This window comes from Mycobacterium sp. SMC-18 (assembly GCF_045310895.1).
Taxonomy (GTDB): domain Bacteria; phylum Actinomycetota; class Actinomycetes; order Mycobacteriales; family Mycobacteriaceae; genus Mycobacterium.
This window is the reverse complement of the sequence record NZ_JBJIAL010000009.1, coordinates 107,032-130,569: the sequence shown is the minus strand read 5'-3', so window position 1 is coordinate 130,569 and position 23,538 is coordinate 107,032. Positions and strand designations below refer to the sequence as shown.

At 68.0% G+C, this 23,538-nt stretch carries 25 protein-coding genes; 18 read left to right on the top strand and 7 right to left on the bottom strand.

Features of this window, described 5'->3' with window-relative positions; all coding sequences use genetic code 11:
• The first annotated feature begins 126 nt into the window (after positions 1 to 126).
• The gene (gene nrdF / locus ACJH6J_RS10730; protein WP_036427309.1) at positions 127 to 1,089 is read left to right on the top strand and encodes a class 1b ribonucleoside-diphosphate reductase subunit beta; all 963 of its coding nucleotides are present in this window, start codon (positions 127 to 129) and stop codon (positions 1,087 to 1,089) included.
• A gap of 90 nt (positions 1,090 to 1,179) precedes the next feature.
• Here nrdF and ACJH6J_RS10725 read toward each other — a convergent pair whose 3' ends face one another.
• Both ACJH6J_RS10725 and ACJH6J_RS10720 read right to left on the bottom strand, forming a co-directional pair.
• Complete coding sequence (locus ACJH6J_RS10725) at positions 1,180 to 1,659, bottom strand: hypothetical protein (protein ID WP_133427146.1); 480 nt, start codon at positions 1,657 to 1,659, stop codon at positions 1,180 to 1,182.
• Between the two features lie 47 nt (positions 1,660 to 1,706).
• Positions 1,707 to 1,901 carry a hypothetical protein gene (locus ACJH6J_RS10720; protein WP_110767288.1) on the bottom strand — a complete coding sequence of 65 codons (195 nt, stop codon included), beginning with the start codon at positions 1,899 to 1,901 and terminating at the stop codon, positions 1,707 to 1,709.
• Between the two features lie 98 nt (positions 1,902 to 1,999).
• Between ACJH6J_RS10720 and ACJH6J_RS10715 the strand changes: the two genes are divergently transcribed.
• A complete protein-coding gene (locus tag ACJH6J_RS10715; RefSeq protein WP_212813792.1) occupies positions 2,000 to 2,350 on the top strand; it encodes a DUF3349 domain-containing protein in 351 nt (116 codons plus the stop codon).
• A 66-nt stretch (positions 2,351 to 2,416) separates the two neighbouring features.
• Here the strand turns inward: ACJH6J_RS10715 and ACJH6J_RS10710 are convergent, their stop codons facing one another.
• From ACJH6J_RS10710 to ACJH6J_RS10700, 3 genes are all read right to left on the bottom strand, one after another.
• Positions 2,417 to 3,466 (bottom strand): NAD(P)-dependent alcohol dehydrogenase, encoded by a 1,050-nt coding sequence (locus tag ACJH6J_RS10710; protein ID WP_212813794.1) that lies wholly within the window; start codon positions 3,464 to 3,466, stop codon positions 2,417 to 2,419.
• Positions 3,467 to 3,622: 156 nt separating this feature from the next.
• Complete coding sequence (locus tag ACJH6J_RS10705) at positions 3,623 to 3,898, bottom strand: YciI family protein (protein WP_064859063.1); 276 nt, start codon at positions 3,896 to 3,898, stop codon at positions 3,623 to 3,625.
• Positions 3,899 to 3,907: 9 nt separating this feature from the next.
• Positions 3,908 to 4,585, bottom strand: coding sequence for a TetR/AcrR family transcriptional regulator (locus tag ACJH6J_RS10700; RefSeq protein ID WP_212813796.1), 678 nt, complete (start codon positions 4,583 to 4,585; stop codon positions 3,908 to 3,910).
• Between the two features lie 223 nt (positions 4,586 to 4,808).
• Between ACJH6J_RS10700 and ACJH6J_RS10695 the strand changes: the two genes are divergently transcribed.
• Genes ACJH6J_RS10695 through ACJH6J_RS10645 form a run of 11 tightly spaced genes read left to right on the top strand, consistent with a single transcriptional unit; the run spans position 4,809 to position 16,431 of the window.
• Complete coding sequence (locus ACJH6J_RS10695; RefSeq protein ID WP_318986139.1) at positions 4,809 to 6,788, top strand: ABC transporter ATP-binding protein; 1,980 nt, start codon at positions 4,809 to 4,811, stop codon at positions 6,786 to 6,788.
• On the top strand, positions 6,788 to 7,657 hold the full coding sequence (locus tag ACJH6J_RS10690; RefSeq protein WP_318986140.1) for an ABC transporter permease: 870 nt from the start codon (positions 6,788 to 6,790) through the stop codon (positions 7,655 to 7,657). Before ACJH6J_RS10695 ends, ACJH6J_RS10690 begins: the two co-directional genes overlap by 1 nt.
• A gap of 54 nt (positions 7,658 to 7,711) precedes the next feature.
• Positions 7,712 to 8,716, top strand: coding sequence for an ABC transporter permease (locus tag ACJH6J_RS10685; RefSeq protein WP_212813802.1), 1,005 nt, complete (start codon positions 7,712 to 7,714; stop codon positions 8,714 to 8,716).
• Entirely contained in the window at positions 8,717 to 9,373 is a 657-nt protein-coding gene (locus tag ACJH6J_RS10680; protein ID WP_318986141.1) for a cysteine hydrolase, read from the top strand.
• Positions 9,373 to 10,980, top strand: a complete 1,608-nt coding sequence (locus tag ACJH6J_RS10675; protein WP_318986142.1) for an ABC transporter substrate-binding protein — start codon at positions 9,373 to 9,375, stop codon at positions 10,978 to 10,980. The genes ACJH6J_RS10680 and ACJH6J_RS10675 overlap by 1 nt, the downstream gene beginning before the upstream one ends.
• Positions 10,980 to 11,810, top strand: a complete 831-nt coding sequence (locus ACJH6J_RS10670; protein ID WP_318986143.1) for an N-acyl homoserine lactonase family protein — start codon at positions 10,980 to 10,982, stop codon at positions 11,808 to 11,810. The genes ACJH6J_RS10675 and ACJH6J_RS10670 overlap by 1 nt, the downstream gene beginning before the upstream one ends.
• The gene (allB, locus tag ACJH6J_RS10665) at positions 11,810 to 13,102 is read left to right on the top strand and encodes an allantoinase AllB (RefSeq protein WP_318986144.1); all 1,293 of its coding nucleotides are present in this window, start codon (positions 11,810 to 11,812) and stop codon (positions 13,100 to 13,102) included. The genes ACJH6J_RS10670 and allB overlap by 1 nt, the downstream gene beginning before the upstream one ends.
• Positions 13,099 to 13,845, top strand: a complete 747-nt coding sequence (locus ACJH6J_RS10660; protein ID WP_318986145.1) for an aspartate/glutamate racemase family protein — start codon at positions 13,099 to 13,101, stop codon at positions 13,843 to 13,845. The genes allB and ACJH6J_RS10660 overlap by 4 nt, the downstream gene beginning before the upstream one ends.
• Positions 13,842 to 14,855 (top strand): allantoicase, encoded by a 1,014-nt coding sequence (gene alc, locus ACJH6J_RS10655; RefSeq protein ID WP_318986146.1) that lies wholly within the window; start codon positions 13,842 to 13,844, stop codon positions 14,853 to 14,855. The genes ACJH6J_RS10660 and alc overlap by 4 nt, the downstream gene beginning before the upstream one ends.
• On the top strand, positions 14,852 to 15,397 hold the full coding sequence (locus ACJH6J_RS10650; RefSeq protein WP_318986147.1) for a hypothetical protein: 546 nt from the start codon (positions 14,852 to 14,854) through the stop codon (positions 15,395 to 15,397). The genes alc and ACJH6J_RS10650 overlap by 4 nt, the downstream gene beginning before the upstream one ends.
• Positions 15,394 to 16,431: a 2-oxoglutarate and iron-dependent oxygenase domain-containing protein gene (locus ACJH6J_RS10645; RefSeq protein ID WP_318986148.1), complete on the top strand. Its 1,038-nt coding sequence runs from the start codon at positions 15,394 to 15,396 to the stop codon at positions 16,429 to 16,431. The genes ACJH6J_RS10650 and ACJH6J_RS10645 overlap by 4 nt, the downstream gene beginning before the upstream one ends.
• Here ACJH6J_RS10645 and ACJH6J_RS10640 read toward each other — a convergent pair whose 3' ends face one another.
• Positions 16,432 to 17,535 (bottom strand): iron-siderophore ABC transporter substrate-binding protein, encoded by a 1,104-nt coding sequence (locus ACJH6J_RS10640; RefSeq protein WP_318986149.1) that lies wholly within the window; start codon positions 17,533 to 17,535, stop codon positions 16,432 to 16,434.
• A 211-nt stretch (positions 17,536 to 17,746) separates the two neighbouring features.
• Here ACJH6J_RS10640 and ctaD point away from each other — a divergent pair, with 211 nt between their 5' ends.
• The 3 genes from ctaD (at position 17,747) to ACJH6J_RS10625 (ending at position 21,149) form a co-directional block, all read left to right on the top strand.
• Positions 17,747 to 19,444 carry a cytochrome c oxidase subunit I gene (gene ctaD / locus ACJH6J_RS10635; RefSeq protein ID WP_061004131.1) on the top strand — a complete coding sequence of 566 codons (1,698 nt, stop codon included), beginning with the start codon at positions 17,747 to 17,749 and terminating at the stop codon, positions 19,442 to 19,444.
• A 75-nt stretch (positions 19,445 to 19,519) separates the two neighbouring features.
• Positions 19,520 to 20,743, top strand: a complete 1,224-nt coding sequence (serB, locus tag ACJH6J_RS10630; RefSeq protein ID WP_406803949.1) for a phosphoserine phosphatase SerB — start codon at positions 19,520 to 19,522, stop codon at positions 20,741 to 20,743.
• Positions 20,744 to 20,837: 94 nt separating this feature from the next.
• A complete protein-coding gene (locus ACJH6J_RS10625) occupies positions 20,838 to 21,149 on the top strand; it encodes a hypothetical protein (protein WP_020103125.1) in 312 nt (103 codons plus the stop codon).
• Between the two features lie 14 nt (positions 21,150 to 21,163).
• Here ACJH6J_RS10625 and ACJH6J_RS10620 read toward each other — a convergent pair whose 3' ends face one another.
• Complete coding sequence (locus ACJH6J_RS10620) at positions 21,164 to 22,615, bottom strand: PLP-dependent aminotransferase family protein (RefSeq protein WP_318986150.1); 1,452 nt, start codon at positions 22,613 to 22,615, stop codon at positions 21,164 to 21,166.
• On the opposite strand from ACJH6J_RS10620, the gene ACJH6J_RS10615 reads away from it, so the two are divergent.
• Entirely contained in the window at positions 22,588 to 22,821 is a 234-nt protein-coding gene (locus ACJH6J_RS10615; protein WP_318986151.1) for a hypothetical protein, read from the top strand. The two genes, ACJH6J_RS10620 and ACJH6J_RS10615, sit on opposite strands and share 28 nt — an antisense overlap.
• A gap of 86 nt (positions 22,822 to 22,907) precedes the next feature.
• Complete coding sequence (locus tag ACJH6J_RS10610) at positions 22,908 to 23,528, top strand: YczE/YyaS/YitT family protein (RefSeq protein WP_406803948.1); 621 nt, start codon at positions 22,908 to 22,910, stop codon at positions 23,526 to 23,528.
• Positions 23,529 to 23,538: the final 10 nt, after the last annotated feature.

The following is a 23,538-nucleotide window of genomic DNA, read 5'->3' as shown; positions in this document are numbered from 1 at the left end:
CGCGGGCGCGACACGCGAACACAACTTTTAGCGGTGTTCGGCGATGGCAGACACCAGGGGTAGTGTCTGTGGTGCCGATCCGGCAAACACAGTTCCAGGCGAAATGGGGTCACGGTGTCTGAAGGTATGAAGCTGATCGACCGGGCCTCCGCGATCAACTGGAACCGCGTGCAGGACGACAAGGACGCGGAGGTCTGGGACCGTCTCACGGGCAACTTCTGGTTGCCGGAGAAGGTGCCGGTGTCCAACGACATCCCGTCCTGGGGCACCCTGACCGACAGCGAAAAGCAGCTCACCATGCGGGTTTTCACCGGCCTGACACTGCTGGACACCATCCAGGGCACGGTCGGCGCCGTCAGCCTCATCCCGGACGCGCTGACCCCGCACGAGCAGGCCGTCTACACCAACATCGCCTTCATGGAGTCGGTGCACGCCAAGAGCTACAGCAACATCTTCTCGACGCTGTGCTCGACCGTCGAGATCGACGAGGCGTTCCGCTGGTCGGAGGAGAACCCGAACCTGCAGCGCAAGGCCGAGATCGTCATGAAGTACTACCGGGGTGACGAGCCGCTCAAGCGCAAGGTGGCCTCGACGCTGCTCGAGAGCTTCCTGTTCTACTCCGGCTTCTACCTGCCGATGTACTGGTCCTCGCGCGCCAAGCTCACCAACACCGCCGACATGATCCGCCTGATCATCCGTGACGAAGCGGTGCACGGCTACTACATCGGCTACAAGTACCAGCGCGGATTGGCAGCGGTCGACGAGGCCAAGCGGACCGAGCTCAAGGACTACACCTACGAGCTGCTGTTCGAGCTGTACGACAACGAGGTGGAGTACACCCAGGACCTGTACGACGGCGTCGGCCTCACCGAGGACGTCAAGAAGTTCCTGCGCTACAACGCCAACAAGGCGCTGATGAACCTCGGCTACGAAGCGCTGTTCCCGCGCGACGAGACCGACGTGAACCCGGCGATCCTGTCGGCGCTGTCGCCCAACGCCGACGAGAACCACGACTTCTTCTCGGGCTCGGGTTCGTCGTATGTCATCGGCAAGGCCGTCAACACCGAAGACTCGGACTGGGACTTCTAGAAACGCAGTCACGTGCTGTGATGGCGGGGCGCACTCGGGCAACCGGCTGCGCCCCGCAATCAATTGACCGGTGTTCTGGGGCAGGGGCCGTCAGGCCAGCGGCGGCACCGGGTTGATGGTGAACCCGAACTTCGTCAGCGGCTCAAGGGATTTGCGTGCCTCGGGGCTGGCCACCGCGAAGGTGATGATCGCCGTCTGATCGCTGACGGCCGATGCGAACAGCGCCATGAAATTGCGCTGCAGCGCCGAGGTCATGTCGCTGTTGGCGGTCCACTGCGTGATCCACAGGCCGTTGGTCAGGCCGGGATTCACCGCGCTCGCGCAGGTGCCCGCTCGCACCGCGCCGGGCCAGTCACGGGCGGCGATCGCCGGATCGTCCTGGTTGAAACTGCCTGGCGCACAGACGGATTTCTGCCAGTCGTTGAGGACGCCGGTGACGCCGGCGGACACGGGAGCCGGTGCCGGTGCCGGCTCGGGATCGGCCTGCGCGACGCCCGTCGGCAGCAGGGCGATGGCCACGCCGGCAAGGGCCAGCTGGGGCAGCGGAGCACGGCGGCGAGCGGACGTCATGCTCCAAGTATTAATGCGTGACAGTAAATTCCGTCAACAGGGGCAGGTCAGTCCGCGTTGGACTCCCGGTCGCCGACGAAGGCGAGCAGTGCCGCATCGCCGGAGCGGATCACGTCGACGCGCTCACCGCCGTCGCACTGGAACAGCCCGATGGTCAGTTCGTGTGCGCGGCGGCCGATGATCCGCCAGACACCGCCTGCCAGCTCCCAGCGCTGCAGGATGTCTACCGGATCGTCGGGCACAAGGGAGATTGTGGCCGGTACTCCGAGAGCAGACGCGAAAACCCCAGATGCCGGCGCGTCCAGTGGTGGGTTGACCGGGCAACGGCGAGACTTACCGGGTGTCGACGAAGTCGCTGCTGCTTTCGGTACTGAACTGGCTGCGTGCCGGTTACCCGGAGGGGGTCCCAGGCCCCGACCGGGTGCCGCTGCTGGCATTGCTGCGGGCCACGCCGCTGACCGAGGAGCAGGTGGCCGAAGTGGTGCGCAATATCGCCGAGGCCTCAGCGCCCGCCGACGTCGACAATCCCATCGAGCGCGACGACATCGCCGAGTTCATCGCCGACGTCACCCACCATGACGCCGGCCCGGAGAACGTCGCGCGGGTGGCTGCCAAACTGGCCGCGGCCGGCTGGCCGTTGGCCGCTATGGACCTGTTGCCTGACGCCCGCCCCGGCGCAGACGGCCGATAACGCGTTACGCCGAGGATTGCAGTCAGTATTTGACTGCAATCCTCGGCGTTGACGAGAAACCCGCGGCTAGATGGTCGCGGTGTCGATCACGAAGCGGTACCGCACGTCACTGGCGATGACGCGCTCGTAGGCCTCGTTGACGTACGACGCGTCGATGACCTCGATCTCCGGGGTGACATCGTGCTCGGCGCAGAAGTCCAGCATCTCCTGGGTCTCCGGGATGCCGCCGATCAACGAGCCGGCGAGGGTGCGGCGCATACCGATCAACGGGAACACCGGCACCTCAAGCGGCTTCTCGGGGGCGCCGAGCTCGACGAGCGTGCCGTCGCTCTTGAGCAGGTTCAGGTACAGGCCCATGTTGAGGTTCGCCGACACCGTGTTGATGATGAGGTCGAAGGTGCCGGCCAGCTTCTTGAAGGTGTCCGGGTCGTTGGTGGCGTAGTAGTGGTGTGCGCCCAGGCGCAGACCGTCTTCCATCTTCTTGAGCGACTGGCTCAGCACTGTGACCTCGGCACCCATCGCGACGGCGAGCTTCACACCGACGTGGCCCAGGCCGCCGAGACCGACGATCGCCACCTTCTTGCCCGGCCCGGCGTTCCAGTGCCGCAGCGGCGAGTACAGGGTGATACCGGCGCACAGCAGGGGAGCGGCCTTGTCCAGCGGGATGCTGTCCGGGATGCGCAGCACGTAGTTCTCGTCGACGACGATGGCGGTGCTGTAGCCGCCATAGGTGGGGGTGCCGTCACGGCCCACGGCGTTGTAGGTGCCGATGTTGCCGCCCTTGCCGGTGCAGTACTGCTGCAGGCCGGCCAGGCAGTTCTCGCACTCGCGGCACGAGTCGACGAAGCAGCCGACGCCGACGTGGTCGCCGACCTTGTACTTGGTCACCTCGGAGCCGACGGCCGTGACGACACCGGCGATCTCGTGGCCGGGTACGACGGGGTAGTTGGCCGGGCCCCATTCGGACTTGACGGTGTGGATGTCCGAGTGACAGATGCCCGCGAACTTGATGTCGAATGCCACATCGTGCGGGCCGATGTCACGGCGCTCGATGGTGGTCTTGGTCAGCGGGCTGGTCGCTGAAGTCGCGGCGTAGGCGGAAACGGTCGTGGTCATGCGTGTCAGTCCTCTTCATTCTCGGCTTGCCTAGCGGCGGTTACCTACTACAAAGATTAGCGAAGGTAACGAAATGTGGGGCATTGCGTCAGGCCCTGACCACACTCAACGGCGGCCGGCGTCGAACTAATCCCGGATGAAGCTGTGAATTTCCGGTCAGAGCCCGGCGGCGCGGAATCCGGCGTTGAAGCTCACACGCTCGTAGGTGGCGACACCGGCGTGCACGTACGGGTCGCTCGCGGTGAGGGCGTCGGCTTCCTCGGCCGTCATGTCCGAGGCGATCAGGACGGCGCCGCCCTGCGACTCCAGTCGGCCGGCGAGAAGGATGCGACGTTCCTCGACCAGCTTGCCGAGCCATTCCAGATGCGCGGGCCGTGCCTGGTCCACGACGTCCAAGGGTTGCGTGTAGGTGATGTTCAGTACGTGAAACACGCTAAGAGGTTATCCGGGGCCGGTGTGCAGCTCGATGACCTGCCTGGTGCGCTCGCGCAGTGCGGGTGTTTCGGCGTCGGGGATGCCCAGCACGCGCACGCCGGCATCGGCGACCTGCATGGGCAGATCACATCGTTCGGGGCCGTGCGGCACCGACCACATGTTGACCAGCGATTCGACGAGTCGGAACGGCAGGTCGGCGGCTGCCTGATGGACGCCGGTACGTTCCAGCACTTCCCGGCTCAGGGTCAGATAGTGCTGTCGCAGGCGTTCGCGGTCGGACCAGAACGGCTCCAGGCGATCGGCGCGCAGTTCGGGAAGCAGGTAGAGCGCGCCCAGGTTCCATGTGCCACCGAGTAATTGATCTCCGTCGAACGTCGCCAGGGCGTGGAGATGCTCGGTTGCGGACAAGGCCGGCGTGGCGCTCAGCAGGCTCGGGATGAAGGCCAGTGTCGGGGCGACGGTCTGGCTCAGCACGGCACACAGGATGTCGTCCTTGGTCTTGAAGTAGTGGTACAGCGACGCCTGCCTGATGCCCACCGAATCGGCGATGGTTCGCGTCGACGTACCTGCGTAGCCCAGGGTGGTGAACAATTCGCTTGCGGCATCGAGGATTTCGTCTCGTCCCGTGACGCCCGGGCGTCGCTGGGGCCGCAGTCGAGGCCTTCCTGTGTGGGTGGTCGACATTCATTCATCGTGGTCCAAGCCAGCAGCCATCGATACCGGCGGTCGGTATCTGTCACGCGACAGAAACCTGCGATATCGGCCGGTTACCTACGGGCCCTGGTTGCTTACATCGTGCTTACTTCGGCGACACCATGCGAGATGGTCGGGGGAGAAAACTGTCAACTGACAGGCCAGCGGTCAGAGACGTACCAAGGCATGGCGATCAGAACGCAGGAGAGCGCACATGGGCACTGCTGTATCGGTGGCGGACGCCACGCCCGTCGCCACCGTGTCGTCGAACCCGGATGCGGTGGCGACCGTGGCGGGCCTGCATGTCACGTTCCCGCGCAACGGTCGCGACGTACACGCGCTGCGCGGCGTCTCGCTGACCGTTCGGCGTGGCGAAATCCTCGGTCTGGTAGGCGAATCGGGCTCAGGGAAAAGCGTATTGGGCTTCGGGATGCTCGGTCTGCTGCCGGCGTCGGCCCGGATCGAGGGCGGCATCTCGGTGGCCGGCTCGGACATGGTGCATGGTGACGCAAAGGCGCTGCGCACGGTGCGCCGGCTCGACCTGGGCGCGGTGTTCCAGGATCCGATGACCTCGCTCAACCCGACCATGCGGATCGGCAAGCAGGTCGCCGAGGCGGCGGGCAGCGACGACGAAGCCCTGCGCCTGCTGACCGCGGTCGGCATACCCGACCCGGCGCGACGGATGCGCGCCTACCCGCACGAGCTCTCCGGCGGCCTGCGCCAGCGCGTGATGATCGCCATCGCGATCGCCGGCTCGCCGGAACTCATCATCGCCGACGAACCGACGACCGCACTGGACGTCACGGTGCAGGCCCAGGTCCTCCGACTGCTGCAACGACTCCGCGACGAAATCGGTTGCAGCATCGTCTTCATCACCCACGACCTCGGGGTGGCGGCCCAGATCTCCGACCGCATCGCGGTGCTCTACGCCGGCCGCATCGCCGAGGTCGGCCCGGCCGCCGACGTTCTGGGCGCACCTGCTCACCCCTATACCCGCGGGCTGCTGCGGTCACGGCTGACGCTGGACACCGCACGCGGCCGTCGGCTGGCGGCGATGCCCGGTTCGGTGCCGAGCCCGGTGTCACCGCTACCGGGATGCGCTTTCAGCCCGCGCTGTGATCAAGCCACCGAAAATTGTGAGAAGTCCTCTCCCGAACCGACTTCCGTGGGCCCCGGGCGGGTCAGCGCCTGTCTGCTCACCCCGGAGGAGCTGGCGCACGATCCGGCGGCTCTCGACTCAGTGCCGGAACCCGTTGCCGCACAGCCGGTCAGTACTGCCGCTGCGGACGAGCCGGCCGCCGTCACCGTGACGGACGTGACCAAGACCTTCACCGTCGCGCCGCGCGGCAAACTCCAGGCATTGCGCGGTGTGACGCTGCGCGTGGGGCACGGCGAGTCGGTGGCGCTGGTGGGGGAGAGCGGTTCGGGAAAATCCACGCTGTTGCGGGTGATCGCGGGCCTGGAGAAGGCGACCACGGGCGCCGTCGAGGTGGCCGGGGAACAGCGCCCACAGATGGTGTTCCAAGACGCCGGCGCCTCCCTCACGCCCTGGCTGTCGGTCGGTGAGTTGATCGCCGAGCGCCTGCGCGGCAGGAAACTGTCGCGGGCCGCGCGTCGCGATGCGGTCATCGAGGTTCTCGGCCGGGTGGGGCTACCCGCGGAGGTGGCGAAGTCACGCGCCGGTCAGCTGTCCGGCGGTCAGCGCCAACGGGTTTCGCTGGCTCGCGCCACCGTCGTCCCGCCCGCCGTGCTGTTGTGCGACGAACCCACGAGTGCCCTCGACGTGTCCCTGGCGGCCTCGGTGCTCAACCTGATCGGGGACCTGCGCCGAAGCCTGGACATGTCGGTGGTGTTCGTGACGCACGACCTGTCGGTGGCTCGGGTCGTCGCCGATCGCATCGCCGTGATGTACCTGGGCCGCATCGTGGAGATCGGACCGGCCGAAGAGGTCATCGGAAACCCGGCACATCCGTACACCCGTGCGCTGGTCGACGCGATTCCCGACCTGGGTCGCGAATCGCGGGTATTGCCAGGCGAACCGGCGAGCCCGTTGTCACCGCCGACCGGATGTGCGTTCCATCCGAGATGCCCGATCGCCGTCGACGCCTGCAGCGGTGACGAGCTCGACGTCCGACTCGTCGGCAAATTCGGTGGCGCACATCAGGTCGCCTGTATCGAAGAGAAGGTGCGCTGATGGCCATCGCGATCCCCGCCCCGAGTCTCATCCGCGGTCGTGGCCGGCTGCGGCTGGCGCTGCCACAGTCCCGGTCGACGATCATCAACAGCGCGGGTTTCGCCCTCGTGATCCTGTTGACGCTGGCTCTCGTCGCGGTGCCGCTGCTGGCTCCCCACGACCCGCTGATCCCGGTCGGGATGCCGTTGCAGGCGCCGGGTGAGCACGGGTTCCTGCTCGGCACCGACAGCGTGGGACGCGACATCCTGTCCCGCGTGCTCTACGGCGCGCGGTCGAGTTGGCTGGCCGCGCTGGCGGTCGTGGCGCTGGGCCTGTTGATCGGCGGGCTCGTCGGCCTGGTCGCCGGGGCGGCCGGTGGCTGGGTCGACTCGACGCTGATGCGCATCACCGACGGTTTCCTGTCGCTGCCCGCGCCGGTGCTGGCGATCGCCGTGGTCGCCGCGCTGGGACCGAGCTTCCTGCACACGCTGATCGCGGTGTCCATCGTGTGGTGGCCGTTCTACGCGCGGCTGGTGCGGGGGGAGGTGGCGCGGCTTGCGGCGCGTCCCCACGTCGAGGCCGCAAAGCTGGCCGGTGTCAGCCGATTTCGGCTCGCCGGACGGCACCTGCTGCCGGGTGCGGTGCCCAACGCCTTGGTCGCCGCGAGCCTGGACATCGGCACGCTGATTCTCACATTGGCCGGCTTGTCCTTTCTCGGGCTCGGTCAGGCCGCGCCGGCACCCGAGCTCGGCGCCGACTCGGCGCGCAACCTGAGTTACTTCCTGCAGCAGTGGTGGATTCCGGTCATGCCGGGACTGGGTGTGCTGGTGCTTGCGCTGGTCGCCAACATCTCCGGCGACTGCCTGCGCAACCTGATGAAGACGACGTAGGCCGCCGATCCGGTGGTGGTGATGAGCGCGCGCATGAAGAGAGGTGGGTGAAACATGAAGACGTTCGTGGCCTCGCGGTTGGGGTCGATGGTCGCCATCCTGGTGGCCTTGACGGCAGTGATGTTCGTCCTGCAGAACATCTCGCCGCTGGATCCGGTGAAGGCCCAGCTCGGCGCTCAGGCCTCAGCTGACGCGGTGGCGGCCCGGCGCGCGGCGCTGGGACTGAATGACCCTGTGCTGGTTCAGTTCTGGCACTACCTGGCCGGTGCCGCGACCGGCGACCTGGGCACGTCGTACCGGACTCGGCATGCGGTGATGGCCGACCTCGGGTCGTTCGTGCCCGCCACGCTGGAGCTGGCGCTCGCCGGCCTGCTGATCGCCGTCGTCCTCGCGGTGCTGCTGGCGTTCAGCACAACCTTGAACTGGCGCGGCGCGAATGTGCTTCGGGCCGTGTTGTTCGCGGGTTCCTCGGCGCCGATGTTCCTGCTCGGCATCCTCGGCCTCATCGTCTTCTATCAAGACCTGGGTTGGGTACCGGCCAACGGCCGCAGTGCCGTGCCGAGTCCGCCGACCGGGCCGACGGGCATGCTCACCGTGGACGGTCTGCTCCACGGGCGGCTCGATGTCGTGGCCGACGCCGCGCACCACCTGATCCTGCCGGCGTTCGTCATCGCGATCGGCCCGGCTGTCGCGATCGGCCGGGTGCTGCGCAGCAGCCTGCTGGCCGACATCGACAGCGACTACGCGCGGACGGCCCGCGCCAAGGGACTGTCCGAGACCCGAATCCTGGCCAGGCATGTGCTGCGCAACTCGGTCGGCGCCGCCCTGTCGATGACCGGACTCCAAGTGGGCCTGATGTTTTCGGGCGTGTTGGTGGTCGAGCAGGTCTTCGGCTGGCCCGGCATCGGGCAGTACGTCGCGCAGAGCATTCCCGTGGCGGATTTCCCGGCGATCGCCGGCGTCACGCTGATGCTGGGAGCGCTCTACGTCGTCATCAACACGGTGGTGGACCTGCTGCAGGCCGCCGCTGATCCGCGTATCGCCGTCACAGGAGGTTAAGTGCCGAAACAGCCGCTCATCGTAGGTAATCCCGTCCTGGTCGTCGTCGACATGCAGGAGTCCGGCGACATGCCGGCCGAGGTGGTCGGCATCGAGCACATGGCCGGTTACGACGGCCGGATCGCCCGGGCCCAGCGCCTGATCGCCGCCGCCCGCGCCGCGCGGATCCCGATCGTGTTCTTCCAGGAGGTGCACCGCCCCAACGGCATCGACTTCGGCCGCGAGCTCGACGGCGCCGAGGGCGAGCACTGTGTGGACGGCCGCCCGGGCACCCCGCTGCATCCCGCGCTGCTGCCCGACCTCGATGGGCCCAACCACGAGTTCCACATCGTCAAGCGCCGCTATTCCGGTTTCATCGGAACGGATTTCGAGATCGTGCTGTCGGGTCTGCGGGCCTCGACGCTCATTCTCATCGGCGGGCTCACCGACGTCTGCGTGCACTACACCTTCGCCGATGCGCACCAGCGTGACTTCTACGTCCGCGTCGTGACCGACTGCGTGGGCGGCTCGTCGACCTATCGCCACGACGCGGCCCTCGATGCCATGGAGTACCTGCAGGCCGGTGCCATGCGCACCACCGACGAGATCGTCGCCGCCTTTTCCGATATGTGTCCGCCCGAGTTGTCCAGCCCCGCCCTCGAAGGAGTTGCCCGATGATGAAGAGCCACAAGGTCCCCGGTCGCGCGCGCGGAAGCTGGCGGATCGCCGCTGCCGGTGCCGCCGCCGTCATGTTGACGCTGAGCGGTTGCGGTGGCTCGAACTCGGGGAGCGGCACGCCCAACGCCGCGCCCACCGACAAGGTTCTGCACCTGTCCTTCCTGCAGGACCCGGGGCAGCCGCCGGACCCGGACATCTACTACGCGGGACAGGGTCTGTTGCTGACCACCAACACCTACGAAGGCCTGCTGCAATACAAGGCCGGTGTCGACAAGGCCGTCCTGGAACCGCTGCTGGCCACGAGCTGGACGGCGTCGCCGGACAACAAGGTGTTCACGTTCAAGCTCCGTGAGGGCGTCAAGTTCCACGATGGCACGCCGTTCACGTCGGCGGCGGTCAAAGCGTCGTTCGATCGCCGGGTGGCCGTCAACCAGGGCCCGGCCTACATGGTCAAGGACGTGGAATCGGTGACCACACAAGGGGATTACGACGTCACCGTCACGCTGAAGGCACCCAACTCGGCGTTCCTCGACTACCTGGCGTGTCCGTACGGCCCCCGCATGCTCAGTCCTGAAGGACTGAAGAAGAACGCCGGCACCGACAACGCGCAGGGTTACCTCACGACTCATGACCTCGGCACCGGTCCGTTCACGCTGACCGACGCCCAGGTGGGGTCGCACTACGCGATGGCCGCCTTCCCCGGATACTGGGGCACCAAGCCGTATTTCGAGAAGGTCGAGCTACCGGTCATCACCGACGTGTCGGCGCAGCAACTGCAGTTCAACAACGGCCAGGTGGCCGCCATCCTGCACGACCTGCCGTCCTCGGCGGTCCAGTCCTACCTGAACAACAAGGCGTTCACCAACTACTCGCTGCCGACCATGATGTCGAACTACGCGTACATCAACCCGAGCAAGGGCATGATGACCGACGCCAAGAACCGCAACGCGGTGATGCAGGCGATCGATGTCGACGAGCTGGTGAAGCAGACGTACTTCGGGCGCGGTAAGAAGGCCGAGCAGATCTACCCGCCGAACATGATGGCCGCCGAATACGGCAAGCAGTCGGTGCCGCACGACCCCTCGGCGCTGTCCGCCATCGCCGCGACGCTGCCGGCCGATCAAAAGGCCGTCACCATCGGCTACGACTCGAGCAACCCGGACAACCAGTTGATCAGCAACCTGATTCAGACCGAACTGGCCGCAGCCGGTCTGACCGTCAAGGTGCAGGCGTATCCCACGTCGGAGATCTACGGGTGGGTCGGTACTGACGGAAAGTCCGCACCCGAGATCATGACGTACGTCGGCTGGCCTGATGCGCCGTCGCCGTACACCTGGGGCCACATCTCGTGGGATGCCGGCGGCGGCCTGAACTTCTTCGGCTGCTCGTCGCCCGCGGTGACAGACGCATTGGCCAAGGGCCTGCCCGCCGATTCGGCCCCGGACTTCTCGACGGCCGGTGTGGAAGCGGTCAAGACCGGGTGCTGGCTGAACATCGCCGACGTCAACGACTTCATGGTGGCCCAGCCCTGGCTCAAGGGCGTCGAACAGGCACACGTGGTCACCAACCCGAATTCGCTGCGCCTGAACGCCCTTTCGGTCGGCTGATGGCCACTCTGGTCGGCAAGCCCGGAGTGCGGCGGATCATCCTGCTGACCCTGGGCTGGGAGGAGCTGCCGAAGTCGGTGTCGGTGTACGGGGCACCGCCGGAGGAGCGCATGCGGGAGCCGGTGCCCGGGGTGTTGCTGCAGACCGACGGCGGTTGGGTACTGCTCGACACGGGATTCAACACCGCGCTCGTACGGGACCCGGCGCTGTACCGGCGGTTCTTCCCGACCGTCGAGTACCGCCCGGTGCTGCCCGGACCGGGCGAGCCGATCGAGCAGCGACTGGCGGAGGTCGGGGTGGATTTCGACGAGATCCACACCGTCGCCGTCAGCCACCTGCATCACGACCATGCCGGCGGGCTCAAGCTGTTCGCCGGAAAGGTCCCGGTGCACGCCCAGCGTCGTGAACTCGAGTACGGGCTGTCGAATCACCCTGAGCCTGAACGCAACGCGATCAATCGGATCGATTTCGACGACCCGAACATCGAGTGGCACCTGGCCGACGGGGAAGCCGAGATCGCCCCGGGCATCACCGCGGTGCCGACCTATGGGCACACGCCGGGGCATCAGAGCTTCGTCGTCGAACTCGACCAGTCCGTCGGCGGTGACGGCTTCGTGTTCGCCTTCGATGCGGCCGACCTCACGGAGAACATCGAGCACGAGCTCGCCATCGGCGGGTTCATCGACGTCGACCCGCAGGACACGATCGAGCCGATCCGCCGACTCAAGAAGTTGGCCGCCGACAGGGGGTTTCAGCTGATCCCCGGCCATGATCCACACGTGTGGCCCGAGCTCACCGACCATTTCCATCATCGGTTCGGCGGGCTGTGATGGAGTGCGTGCTGCGCGCCGACCGGGTGCTCGTCGACGGTCACGAGGTTCCCGCCGCGGTGGGGATCGACGGTGGTCGCATCGTCTTCGTGGGTGACGTCGACGCCGATTGCGCTGCAGTAGAGGACATCCGGTTGCCCGAATCGGTGGTGCTGCTCCCTGGTTTCGTCGACACGCATGTCCACATCAACGAACCGGGTACCGATTGGGAGGGCTTCGAGACCGCCACCGCCGCGGCGGCCGCGGCCGGGATCACCACCGTGGTCGACATGCCACTGGACTGCGACCCGGTGACCACCAGCGTCGCGGCCCTGTACACCAAAAAGGCCACGGCAGCGGGTAATTGCCACGTCGACGTCGGGTACTGGGGTGGCGTGGTGCCCGACAACCTCGACGATCTGGCCGACCTGGCACAGGCCGGGGTGCGCGGCTTCAAGTGCTTCCTCGCCGACTCGGGCAACCCGCATTTCCCGCACCTGAGCCCGGGACAGTTCCGGGATGCCATGCGGCGCATCGCCGAACTGGGGTCGGTGCTGCTCGTCCACGCCGAGAGCAACCAGGTGATCGACGCCGGGCCAGCGCCGGCGGGCCGGGAATACCGGTCGTTCCTGGCGTCGCGACCCGACGCCGCCGAAGACGATGCCGTGGCACTGGTGATCGACGCGGCAGCGGCGACCGGGGCCCGCGCGCACATCGTGCACGTCTCCAGCGCCACAGTGTTGGCCCGCCTCGTCGAGGCCAAGCGCGCCGGGATACCGGTGACGGCCGAAACCTGCCCGCATTACCTGACATTCGCCGCCGAGACGGTGCACGACGGTGGCACCGAATTCGCCTGCTGCCCGCCCATCCGGGACGGCGCCAACCGTGAACTGCTGTGGTCCGCGCTGCACGACGGCACGCTGGACCTGGTGGTGTCCGACCACTCGCCCTGCGCGCCGCGGCTCAAGGGGGACGGGGATTTCGGCCGGGCATTCGGTGGGATCAGCTCACTGCAACTGAGCCCGCGCGCAGTCTGGACGCAGGCCGCCGCACGCGGTTTCGGGCTCACCGACCTGAGCCGGTGGATGACGCAACGGCCCGCCGCGCTGGCCGGTTACACCGACCGGGGCCGGATCGCCGTGGGCCTGCGGGCCGACCTGTGCGCCTTCGATCCGGGTGCCCTCGACACCGTGCGGGCGGCGACGCTGCGGCACCGTCACCCGGTGAGCCCGTATGACGGTGTCACGCTGCGGGGTTCGGTCCTGCAGACCTGGGTTGCCGGCGTGCCCGCGTTGGTGGGGGAGCCGGCATGAGAATCCTGGTGCTCAACCCGAACACCTCGGCGGCCATGACCGCCGAGATCGCCACTGCCGCGCGTGCCGCTGCGCATACCGACACTGAGATCGTCTGCATGTCACCGTATTTCGGCTCGGCGGCAATCGACTCCGCCGCCGAGAGCTACCTTTCCGCGGTCGGGGTGATGGACCTGGTTGCCCGACTGGCCCGGTCGGGCGACTTCGACTTCGATGCCGTTGTGCTCGCCGGATTCGGCGAGCACGGCCGCGACGCGCTCGCCGAGATGCTGACGGTGCCGGTGTTCGACATCGCCGAATGCGCCGCGCATGTCGCGCACCTGATCGGCCGGCGGTTCTCGGTGATCACCACGCTCGCCCGGTCGATCCCGCCCATCGAGGACCGGCTGCTGCTGGCCGGCCTGAACGCACACTGCGCCTCGGTACGGGCCTGCGGCCTCGGCACGGCAGCCGTGGACGCCGACCCCGCCGGCGCCGTGCAGGCGATTGTCGACGAGGCCGCACGCGCCGTCAACGAGGACGGCGCCGACGTGATCTGCCTGGGGTGCGCCGGGATGGCAGGCGTGACGGCGGCGATCTCCGCCAAGCTCGGGGTGCCCGCGGTCGACGGGGTCGCCGCCGCGGTGGCCCTCGCCCAGGCCGTCGTCGGGCTGGGCCTGTCCACCAGCAAGGCAGGGGTGTTCGCGCCGGGACCGGACAATCCGCGCAGCCACTGGCCGCTGTCGGAAGCACTGGGCCGATGACCGACGTCGATCTCGCCTCACGCCTCGTCGGCGGCAGCGTGGTGGCCGCCAGTGACGAATCGTTCGGATTCAAGGAGCGGCTCGTCGACCCGGCCGAACCCGCCTTCGTGCCCGGAACCTTCGACCTGCGCGGCGAAGTGGTGGACGGCTGGGAGACCCGGCGCCACGCCGGCCGCGCCGGCGACTGGGCGATCATCCGGCTGGGCACACCCGGCCGGCTGCGCACCATCGACGTGGACACCCGGTTCTTCTCGGGCAATCACCCGAGCGGCTGCGCGGTGGACGCCTGCGTGCTGGCGCGCACCGACGATCCGGCAGACCCCGCTGTGGCCTGGACACCGATCGTGGAACCCACTGTGCTCAAGGCGGATTCGCACAATCTGCTGGCCGTCGCGGACCGCCGGCGGTGGACGCACCTGCGGCTGCGGCTGCAGTCCGACGGCGGCGTCGCCCGGCTGCGGGCGTACGGCGAGGTGGTGCCGGACCCCGCGTCCTTCAGCGATGTCACCGTCGAGGTGTCCGGTCTGGAAAACGGTGGTCGGGTCGAATGGTGCAGTGACAGTTTCTATTCCAGTGCCACGTCGCTGATCATGCCGAACCGGCCGCACAACATGGGCGACGGCTGGGAGGCGCGCCGACGCCGCGACGTCGGACCGGACACCCACGACGCGGTGATCGTCTCGTTCGCCGCGCCCGCCGACCTGCGCCGCATCGAGGTCGACACGTCGTACTTCGTGTTCAACGCCAGCCTGGAGGTGTCGGTGCTGGGCAGCCGGAGCCGTCCCGATCGGGAACACGGTTGGGGGATGGTCGCTTTCGACGTTCCGGTGCTGCCGCGGACGCGACTGCTCGCCGATGCGCGCCAGGTGTTCGCGGTCGACGTGCCCGACGTGGCGGCACTGCGCGTACAGGCCTACCCGGACGGCGGGATCGCCCGGGTACGGGCAATAGGGGTGCCCACCGTCGACGGACTGCGGATGCTGCAGCACAACTGGGAGGAATCGTCATGACACCACTGCTGACCGACTGCGCCGGCCTCTGGCGCCGCACGCTGTTGATCGACGTCGACGGCACGCGCGACACCGAACCGGGTGTGCTGTGGCTGCAGAGCCTGACGGCCTACGTTGACTCCCGCGGATTCGCGGGCACCCTGCACCAGGACGGCGACGTCTTCGAGTGGCATCGAGAGTTCGACATCACGACGCCGGGACCGCATCCCGACGCCGGCGTAATGCACTGGGAGAGCGATGTTCTCGTCGAGACCGGGGTGCACGAACACTACATCGAGCACTGGGTCCGCGACCCCGGCGACGCGGGGCCGACAGGCGCGCTGCACCTGTCCGGGCCGGCCGGAGCGTCGGCGCTACTGGTCCGGGTCGGCGCCATGTTCGGCTGGGCCGACGGCACTCAGGTGGTGCTCGGCACCGTGGGCGGCGACGCGCAGCGAGCGCTCGGTATCGACTTCGCCGACATGGCTTCTGTCGGCGACCAAATCCAGGCCAACGGCGTGCACTGGACGGTGGACAACTCGGAAGGGAATGTGAATTCATGAGTGGCGTAACGTCATTCACGTCGGTGCCGATCATCGACATCAGCGGATTGTCGTCACCCGAGCGTGCCGAGCAGCACCGCGTGGCCGCCGAGCTGGGCCGGGCGGCGGCCGACGTCGGCTTCTTCTACATCAGCGGCACCGGCATCGATGAGTCGTTGTTCAGCGCGATGCTGGCGGCGGTGAAGGAGTATTTCGCGCTGCCGGTGGAAGAAAAGATGCGCAACTACATCGGGCTGTCGCGCTGTCACCGGGGGTATGTGCCGGTCGGCGAGGAGGGCCTGGAGGGCACCGTCCCGGATCTGAAGGAAGCGTTCGACACCGCGCTGGATCTGCCCGCCGATGATCCGGATTACCTGGCCGGCAATCCCATGCTGGGCCCCAACGCGTGGCCGGACCTACCCGGCTTCGCCGACGCGGTGACTGCCTACTACCAGGCGGTGCTGGCCGTGGGCCAGCGGCTGCTGTGGGCGTTCGCCGTCGCCCTCGGTGAGGATCCGGAGGTCTTCTCCCGCCACGCCACCAAGACGCCGAGCCAGCTGCGGCTCATCCACTATCCGTACAACCCGGACGCCCATGACAGCGTCGGGATCGGCGCGCACACCGACTACGAGTGCTTCACGCTGCTCAAGCCGACGGCCCCCGGCCTCGAGGTGCTCAACGGCGCGGGCGAGTGGATCGACGTACCGCCCGTCGACGGGACGTTCGTCGTCAACGTCGGGGACCTGCTGGAGCTGTGGACCAACGGTGCGTTCGTGGCGACCAGCCACCGCGTCCGCAAGGTCGCCGAGGAACGGTACTCGTTCCCGTTGTTCTTCAACGTCGACTACCACACCGAGGTGAAACCGCTGCCGCAGTTCGCTTCGCCCGATGCCAAGCCCCGGCCGGCGCTGCGTGCGGGTGAGCACCTGTTCGCCCAGACCGCGCAGACGTTCGCCTACCTACGCCGGCGCATCGAGTCGGGCGAACTGGTACTGCCCGACGGCTCGCTGGAATTGGGACAGTTCGGCCAGCAGGCGTTGCAGGGTGCCGGCTGACTAGTTGATGGGCGCGTTGAGCCAGTGCAGGTCGTCGAGCATGCCGCGGGCCGCCACGATGCCCTGACCGGTCTGCCACACCTCGTTGTTCACCACGAACACCCGGTTGTCGCGCGTGGCGGCGAGCTTCTTCCAGGCCGGGCCGTCGAGCAACGCGGTCGCTTTGTCCTTGGCCGCCGGTGACTCGAACGTCAGGTAGACGATGTCGCCGTCGGCCGCCGAGAAATCGGTGCCGGGTCCCAGCTTCGAGATGTCGATCTCGCGGTAGGGCTTGTCGGTGAATCGTTGCGGCGCAGGGCGATCCGCGCCGATCCGGGCCAGCACGCTGCCCGGGAAGTTGTTGGCGCCGAAGATTCGCAGGGTGCCCTCGGTCAGCTGCACCACCGACACCTGGAAATGCGAGGCGTCGTTCTGGCCGCCGACCTTGGTGGCGTCGGCGTTGAACCCGTCGACCAGTGCGCCCGCGGCGGCGCCGCGACCGGTCGCCGCCCCGACCATCCGCAGATCGTCCTGCCAGGCCGCGCCCGACGGCCCGGTGAGCACCGTCGGCGCGATCGCCGACAATGCGCCGTAGGTGTCCGATGTGGCCGACACCTGCGAGCCGATGATCAGGTCGGGGTTGGCGGCCTTGACCGCGGCCATGTCGGGGGCACCGCGGGTGCCGGCCGCCGGCACGTTGTGGATGACGGTGCCCAGGTATGACGTCTGGCCCGACGAATCCGTCGGGGTCGCCGCGGCGACCACACGGCCCTGCAGGCCCAGCGCGCACAGCGCATCGAGTGCCGTGCCCGAGAGCACGACGATGCGCTGCGGGTCGGCGTTGACGTCGGTGGCGCCGGCGGCGTGGTGCACCTGGCGGGTGGGCGGGCCCTCATCGAGCGCTGCCGGGGTGGGCGCGCACGAATCGTCGGGCCGGCGCTGGTTGCCCAGCACGCCCGCGGTGGCGATCCGGGTGGTGCTGGTGATGGGAGCCGAGTTCGCTGCCTGAGGTTCGCTGGTGTGCCCCGAACAGCCCGTCAGGACGGTCGCGGCCGTCGCGCACAGGGCGGTCAGAACCGCCGCGCTGGCGCTGGACAGCCGGGTACGGGGAGTCGGAAACTGCACGTGGCCGACGGTAACACCCGCGCGGTCGGGCCCAGATGAGGCGCGGTCGCGAGGGCCCGCGCCACGCCGGGCCCGACGGCTGGTCCAGCCAATTACGACAGTTTGTAGGACCCTCGCCGCAAGGCTGTGCGATGGGGGATAAGATCACCGGCAGACAACATGGGATGCCCCGTGTGCTCGAACTATTCGCCCGGAACATTTGGAGGATCTGTTGGTAGCCGAAGCGCCCCCAATCGGAGAACTCGAGGCTCGTCGCCCGTTCCCGGAGCGTATGGGCCCCAAGGGCAACCTGATCTACAAGCTGGTGACCACGACCGATCACAAGCTGATCGGCATCATGTACTGCGTCGTCTGCTTCGTGTTCTTCTTCATCGGTGGCCTGATGGCGCTGTTCATGCGCACCGAGCTGGCCATGCCGGGACTGCAGTTCCTGAGCAACGAGCAGTTCAACCAGCTGTTCACCATGCACGGCACGGTGATGCTGCTGTTCTACGCGACCCCGATCGTGTTCGGCTTCGCCAACCTGGTGCTGCCGCTGCAGATCGGCGCCCCCGACGTGGCGTTCCCGCGCCTGAACGCCTTCTCGTTCTGGCTGTTCCTGTTCGGCGCCATGATCGCCATCGCCGGCTTCATCACCCCCGGTGGTGCCGCTGACTTCGGCTGGACCGCCTACTCGCCGCTGACCGACGCGATCCACTCGCCCGGCGCCGGTGGCGACCTGTGGATCGTCGGCCTGGCCGTCGGTGGTCTGGGCACCATCCTGGGTGCCGTCAACATGGTCACCACCGTGGTCTGCATGCGCTGCCCGGGTATGACGATGTTCCGCATGCCGATCTTCACCTGGAACATCCTGGTGACCTCGATCCTCGTGCTGCTGGCCTTCCCGCTGCTGACCGCCGCGCTGTTCGGCCTGGCCGCCGACCGCCACCTGGGCGCCCACATCTACGACCCCGCCAACGGTGGCGTCCTGCTGTGGCAGCACCTGTTCTGGTTCTTCGGCCACCCCGAGGTGTACATCATCGCGCTGCCGTTCTTCGGCATCGTCTCCGAGATCTTCCCGGTGTTCAGCCGCAAGCCGATCTTCGGTTACACCACCCTGATCTACGCGACGCTCGGTATCGCCGCCCTGTCGGTCGCCGTGTGGGCGCACCACATGTACGCCACCGGCGCCGTCCTGCTGCCGTTCTTCTCCTTCATGACGTTCCTGATCGCGGTCCCGACCGGTATCAAGTTCTTCAACTGGATCGGCACCATGTGGAAGGGCCAGTTGACCTTCGAGACGCCCATGCTGTTCTCGGTCGGCTTCCTGATCACCTTCCTCCTCGGTGGCCTGTCGGGCGTGCTGCTGGCCAGCCCGCCGCTGGACTTCCACGTGACGGACAGCTACTTCGTCATCGCGCACTTCCACTACGTGCTCTTCGGCACCATCGTGTTCGCCACCTACGCGGGCATCTACTTCTGGTTCCCGAAGATGACGGGCCGGCTGCTCGACGAGCGTCTGGGCAAGCTGCACTTCTGGCTGACCTTCATCGGCTTCCACACCACCTTCCTGGTCCAGCACTGGGTCGGTGACGAGGGCATGCCGCGTCGTTACGCCGACTACCTGCCCACCGACGGCTTCACCACGCTGAACGTGATCTCGACCATCGGTGCCTTCATCCTGGGCCTGTCCACGCTGCCGTTCGTGTGGAACGTGTTCAAGAGCTGGCGTTACGGCGAGCCCGTCGTGGTCGACGACCCGTGGGGCTACGGCAACTCCCTGGAGTGGGCCACCAGCTGCCCGCCGCCGCGGCACAACTTCACCGAGCTGCCCCGAATCCGTTCGGAGCGCCCGGCGTTCGAGCTGCACTACCCGCACATGGTCGAGCGGATGCGCGCCGAAGCGCACATCGGTCGATCGCACCACTAGGAATCAGCCGACCCGCCCGCGCCTAAGGCGCGGGCGGTTCTGCGTTAGGGGACTTGACAGATGACGCAGGCAGGAATGCCAAACGGATCAGTGCTCATCACCGTCACCGGTCTCGACCAGCCGGGCGTGACGTCGACGCTGTTCGGCGTGCTGTCGCGGCACAACGTCGAGCTGCTGAACGTCGAGCAGGTGGTCATCCGTGGCCGCCTGACACTCGGCGTGCTGGTTGCGGTGCCGGCCGAGGTGGCCGGCGAGGTGCTGCGGGCCGACGTGCAACAGGCCATCGGTGAGCTGGGACTCGATGTCGCGATCGACAGCAGTGACGATCAGCCCGTCCTGACCGAACCGTCGACCCACACCATCGTCGTGCTGGGCCGGCCCATCACCGCCGAGGCGTTCACCGTCGTCGCCCGCGAGGTCGCCGCGCTGGGGGTCAACATCGACTTCATCCGCGGCGTCTCCGACTACCCGGTGACGGGGCTGGAGCTGCGGGTGTCGGTGCCCCCGGTGGGCGGGGCCTACGCGCAGCTGCAGACCGCGCTGGCCCGCGTCGCGGTCGACGAGGGCGTCGACATCGCCCTCGAGGACTACAGCCTGGCCCGGCGGGCCAAGCGGCTCATCGTGTTCGACGTCGACTCGACGCTGATCCAGGGCGAGGTCATCGAGATGCTGGCGGCGCGCGCCGGCGCCGAGGCCAAGGTCGCGGCCATCACCGAGGCCGCCATGCGCGGCGAACTGGACTTCGAGGAGTCGCTGCGGGAGCGGGTGGCCACGCTCGCCGGCCTGCCGGCCGAGGTGGTCGACGAGGTCGCCGACCAGATCGAGCTGACCCCGGGTGCCCGGACCACACTGCGTACGCTGCGCCGGCTGGGTTACCACTGCGGTGTGGTGTCGGGCGGGTTCCGCCAGGTGATCGAGCCGCTGGCCGAGGAGCTGATGCTCGACTTCGTGGCGGCCAACCACCTCGAGATCGTCGACGGCAAGCTGACCGGCCGGGTGACCGGCCCGATCGTCGACCGTCCGGGCAAGGCCAAGGCGCTGCGGGACTTCGCCAACCAGGCCGGTGTGCCCATGGAGCAGACGGTCGCGGTCGGCGACGGCGCCAACGACATCGACATGCTGTCGGCGGCCGGCCTCGGCGTCGCGTTCAACGCCAAGCCCGCGCTGCGGGAGGTCGCCGACGCGTCGCTGAGCCACCCGTACCTGGATACCGTGCTGTTCATCCTCGGCATCACGCGTGGCGAGATCGAGGCTGCCGACGCGGTCGACGGTGTGGTGCGGCGGGTGGACATCCCGTAGCGATTCGCCGGCGACGGCACACCGCAGCCGCTGTCGCGTTACAGTGGTGACTATTGATATTGATTTGCTGCGTAAGCGTGTGGGAGATGGTGACATGAAGCGTGCGGTTCTGGTTGGTGTAAGTGCTGTCGCGTTGGTCGCCGGCCCCTTGTCGGTCGTCTCGGTGACGGCGGCCGCGCCGGCCTACGCGTGCCCCTGGGGGACCGTGCCGAGCCACTTCGAAGGCGTGTGCGTCAAGGGCACGGCGAACGGCAGCGGCCCGCAGGCGGTGCCGCCGCAGACGTCCAACAGTGGGACGGGCGCGCAGATCACCCAGTCGGTCGGCGGCCTGCAGACGGTCAACGGCATTCCCTGCACGCCCGAGCACATCGGCACCTGCATCGGCCTGATCCAGAGCCAGCAGTAAGCTTCCGGCCCGCCTCAGACGACGAGGGCGTGCGCGTCCGGCGTACCCGCGCCGGTGACGCCGCGCCACGCCTGAGCGAGCACCGCCACCGACTGGTGCAGGCGCTCGTCGGGCTGGGTGAACGGCACCCGGATGAAGCGCTCCAGCGTGCCGTCGACCCCGAACCGCGGCCCCGCCGGGATGACGAGTCCCATCCGGGACGCCGCCGCGGACAGCGCTGAACTCATGGGTGCGGGCAGCCGCATCCACATCGACATGCCGCCGTGGCACGGGCTGGCCGTCCAGTCCGGAAGTTGTTCCTGCAGAAGCGAACTCACCAACTCGCGCCGGGCGCGCAGCATGTCGCGCCGGGCGGGCAGCACGGTGTCGGCCTGCCGGAGCAGGTCGGCCGACGCCAGTTGTTCGACGATGGCGGTGCCGAGGTCGATGGTCGGCCGCACCGCGGCGATGGCGGCCAGCGTGGACCGTTCGGCGCGAATCCAGCCGACCCGCAGGCCACCCCAGAACGACTTCGACATCGAGCCGACGGTGATCACCAGGTCGCGGCGGCTCTCCAGGTAGGAGGCCAGCGGCGGCGGCAGCGGCTCGTCCAGCCAGATGTCGCAGATGGTTTCGTCGATGATGGTGCGGGTCCGGGTCTCGGAGATGATGCGGGCGAGGCGCTCGCGCCCGGCGGCCGGCAGGCTCAGCCCGGTCGGGTTGTGGTTGTCGACGATCAGGTAGGCCAGCGTGGGGGCCAGTTGCCGCATGGCGGCCTGTACGGCATCCAGTTCCCAGCCGTCCTCGGCCATGCTCACGGGCACCGGCCGGGCGCCGGACGCCGCGATGAGCGAGATGGCGCCGTGGTACGTCGGCTGCTCGATCAGTACCCGGTCGCCCGGGCGGGCGTAGGTGGCCAGCACGAGATTGATCGCGTGCAGCGCCCCGGTGGTCACCATGATCTCGTCCGGATCGGTGGGAAACCCTCTGGCGCAATATCTTTCGGCGATGGCCTGGCGAAGCTCGGCGACGCCGGTGAGTTCGATGCCGAGGTCGTGCAGGTGCGGTGCCACGCGCTGGGCGGCGCGCGCGAACGCCTCGAGGGTGGCGGCCGCCGGCGCCGAGGGCGCGGCATCGGCCAGGCTCAGCGTGCCGGTTCTGACTATGGGCGCCGGACTGGCCGTGAGCGCCGTGGGCGGCAGGGCCGTGGTGCTGCGGGCGCCGCGGCGGGCGTTGAGGTAGCCGTCCTCGCGCAGCTGGGCATAGGCCGCGGTGACGGTGGTGCGGGAGACCCGCAGCGCGTCGGCCAGTGCGCGTTCGCTGGGATACCGGGCGCCGACGGGGAGCCGGCCGTCGACGATGAGCAGGCGGATGGCATCGGCCAGGCCCAGATAAGCGGGGCCGCTGAGGCTGGACGTGCGCCAGTTGCCCAATTCGCGTGCCAGAAGGACTTCGTCAAGTGATCTGGCTGACATCTCGATCGACATTGAAGCCAGTATCGGCCAACTGGCTATTGAATGGCAAGCCAGTTGGCCGGAAAACTGGTGTCATGCGAACGAACTGGCTATCAAAACTGGCTGAGAAGCGTGCCCGGTCGCGGCGTGACAACCGCGCCGATATCCGTGATCTGGATGCCGCCCGGGTGCGTCACGAACTGGACGCCATCCGCGCTCGCTTCCAGGACCACCGGTGACGGCAGCGGCCAAACGCGTCAGCGGGACCGGCCTGACAATCCGCTCGGTGCTGCTGCTGGCGGGGCTGAGCGGCTACGGCCTGTCGATGGCACTGTTCGTGCGGGCCGGCCTGGGCCTGGACCCGTGGGACGTCTTCCACCAGGGCCTGGCCCAGCACACCGGACTGACCATCGGCGGCGCCACGGCGCTCGTCGGCGTCGTGGTGCTGCTCGGCTGGATCCCGCTGCGGAACCGGCCGGGCGTCGGCACCGTCGCGAACGTCATCATCATCTCCGTCGTGGTCGACGCCGCCCTGCTGGTGCTGCCGCAGCCGGCGACGCTGCCGGTGCGCACGGCGATGATGGTCGGCGCCGTGGTGCTCAACGCCGTGAGCACCGTGATGTACATCGGTGCCGGAATGGGGCCGGGGCCACGCGACGGACTGATGACCGGGCTGGTGGCCCGGACCGGATGGTCGGTGCGGCTGGTCCGCACCGGCATCGAGGTGACGGTGCTGGCCACCGGCTGGCTCCTCGGCGGCACCGTCGGCGTCGGAACCGTCGTGTACGCCTTGGGGATTGGGCCGCTGGTGCAACTGGTGCTGCGGTGCACCCCGAGCCGCTGGCTCGCGGCCAGCGGATGGGCGCACGTGGTGGGGGACCGGGCAGCGGAACCGGCCGTGGCTACGATGAGCGAGTGCCCGGCGCCCTCAACGACAACCTCGTAAAGCCAGATGG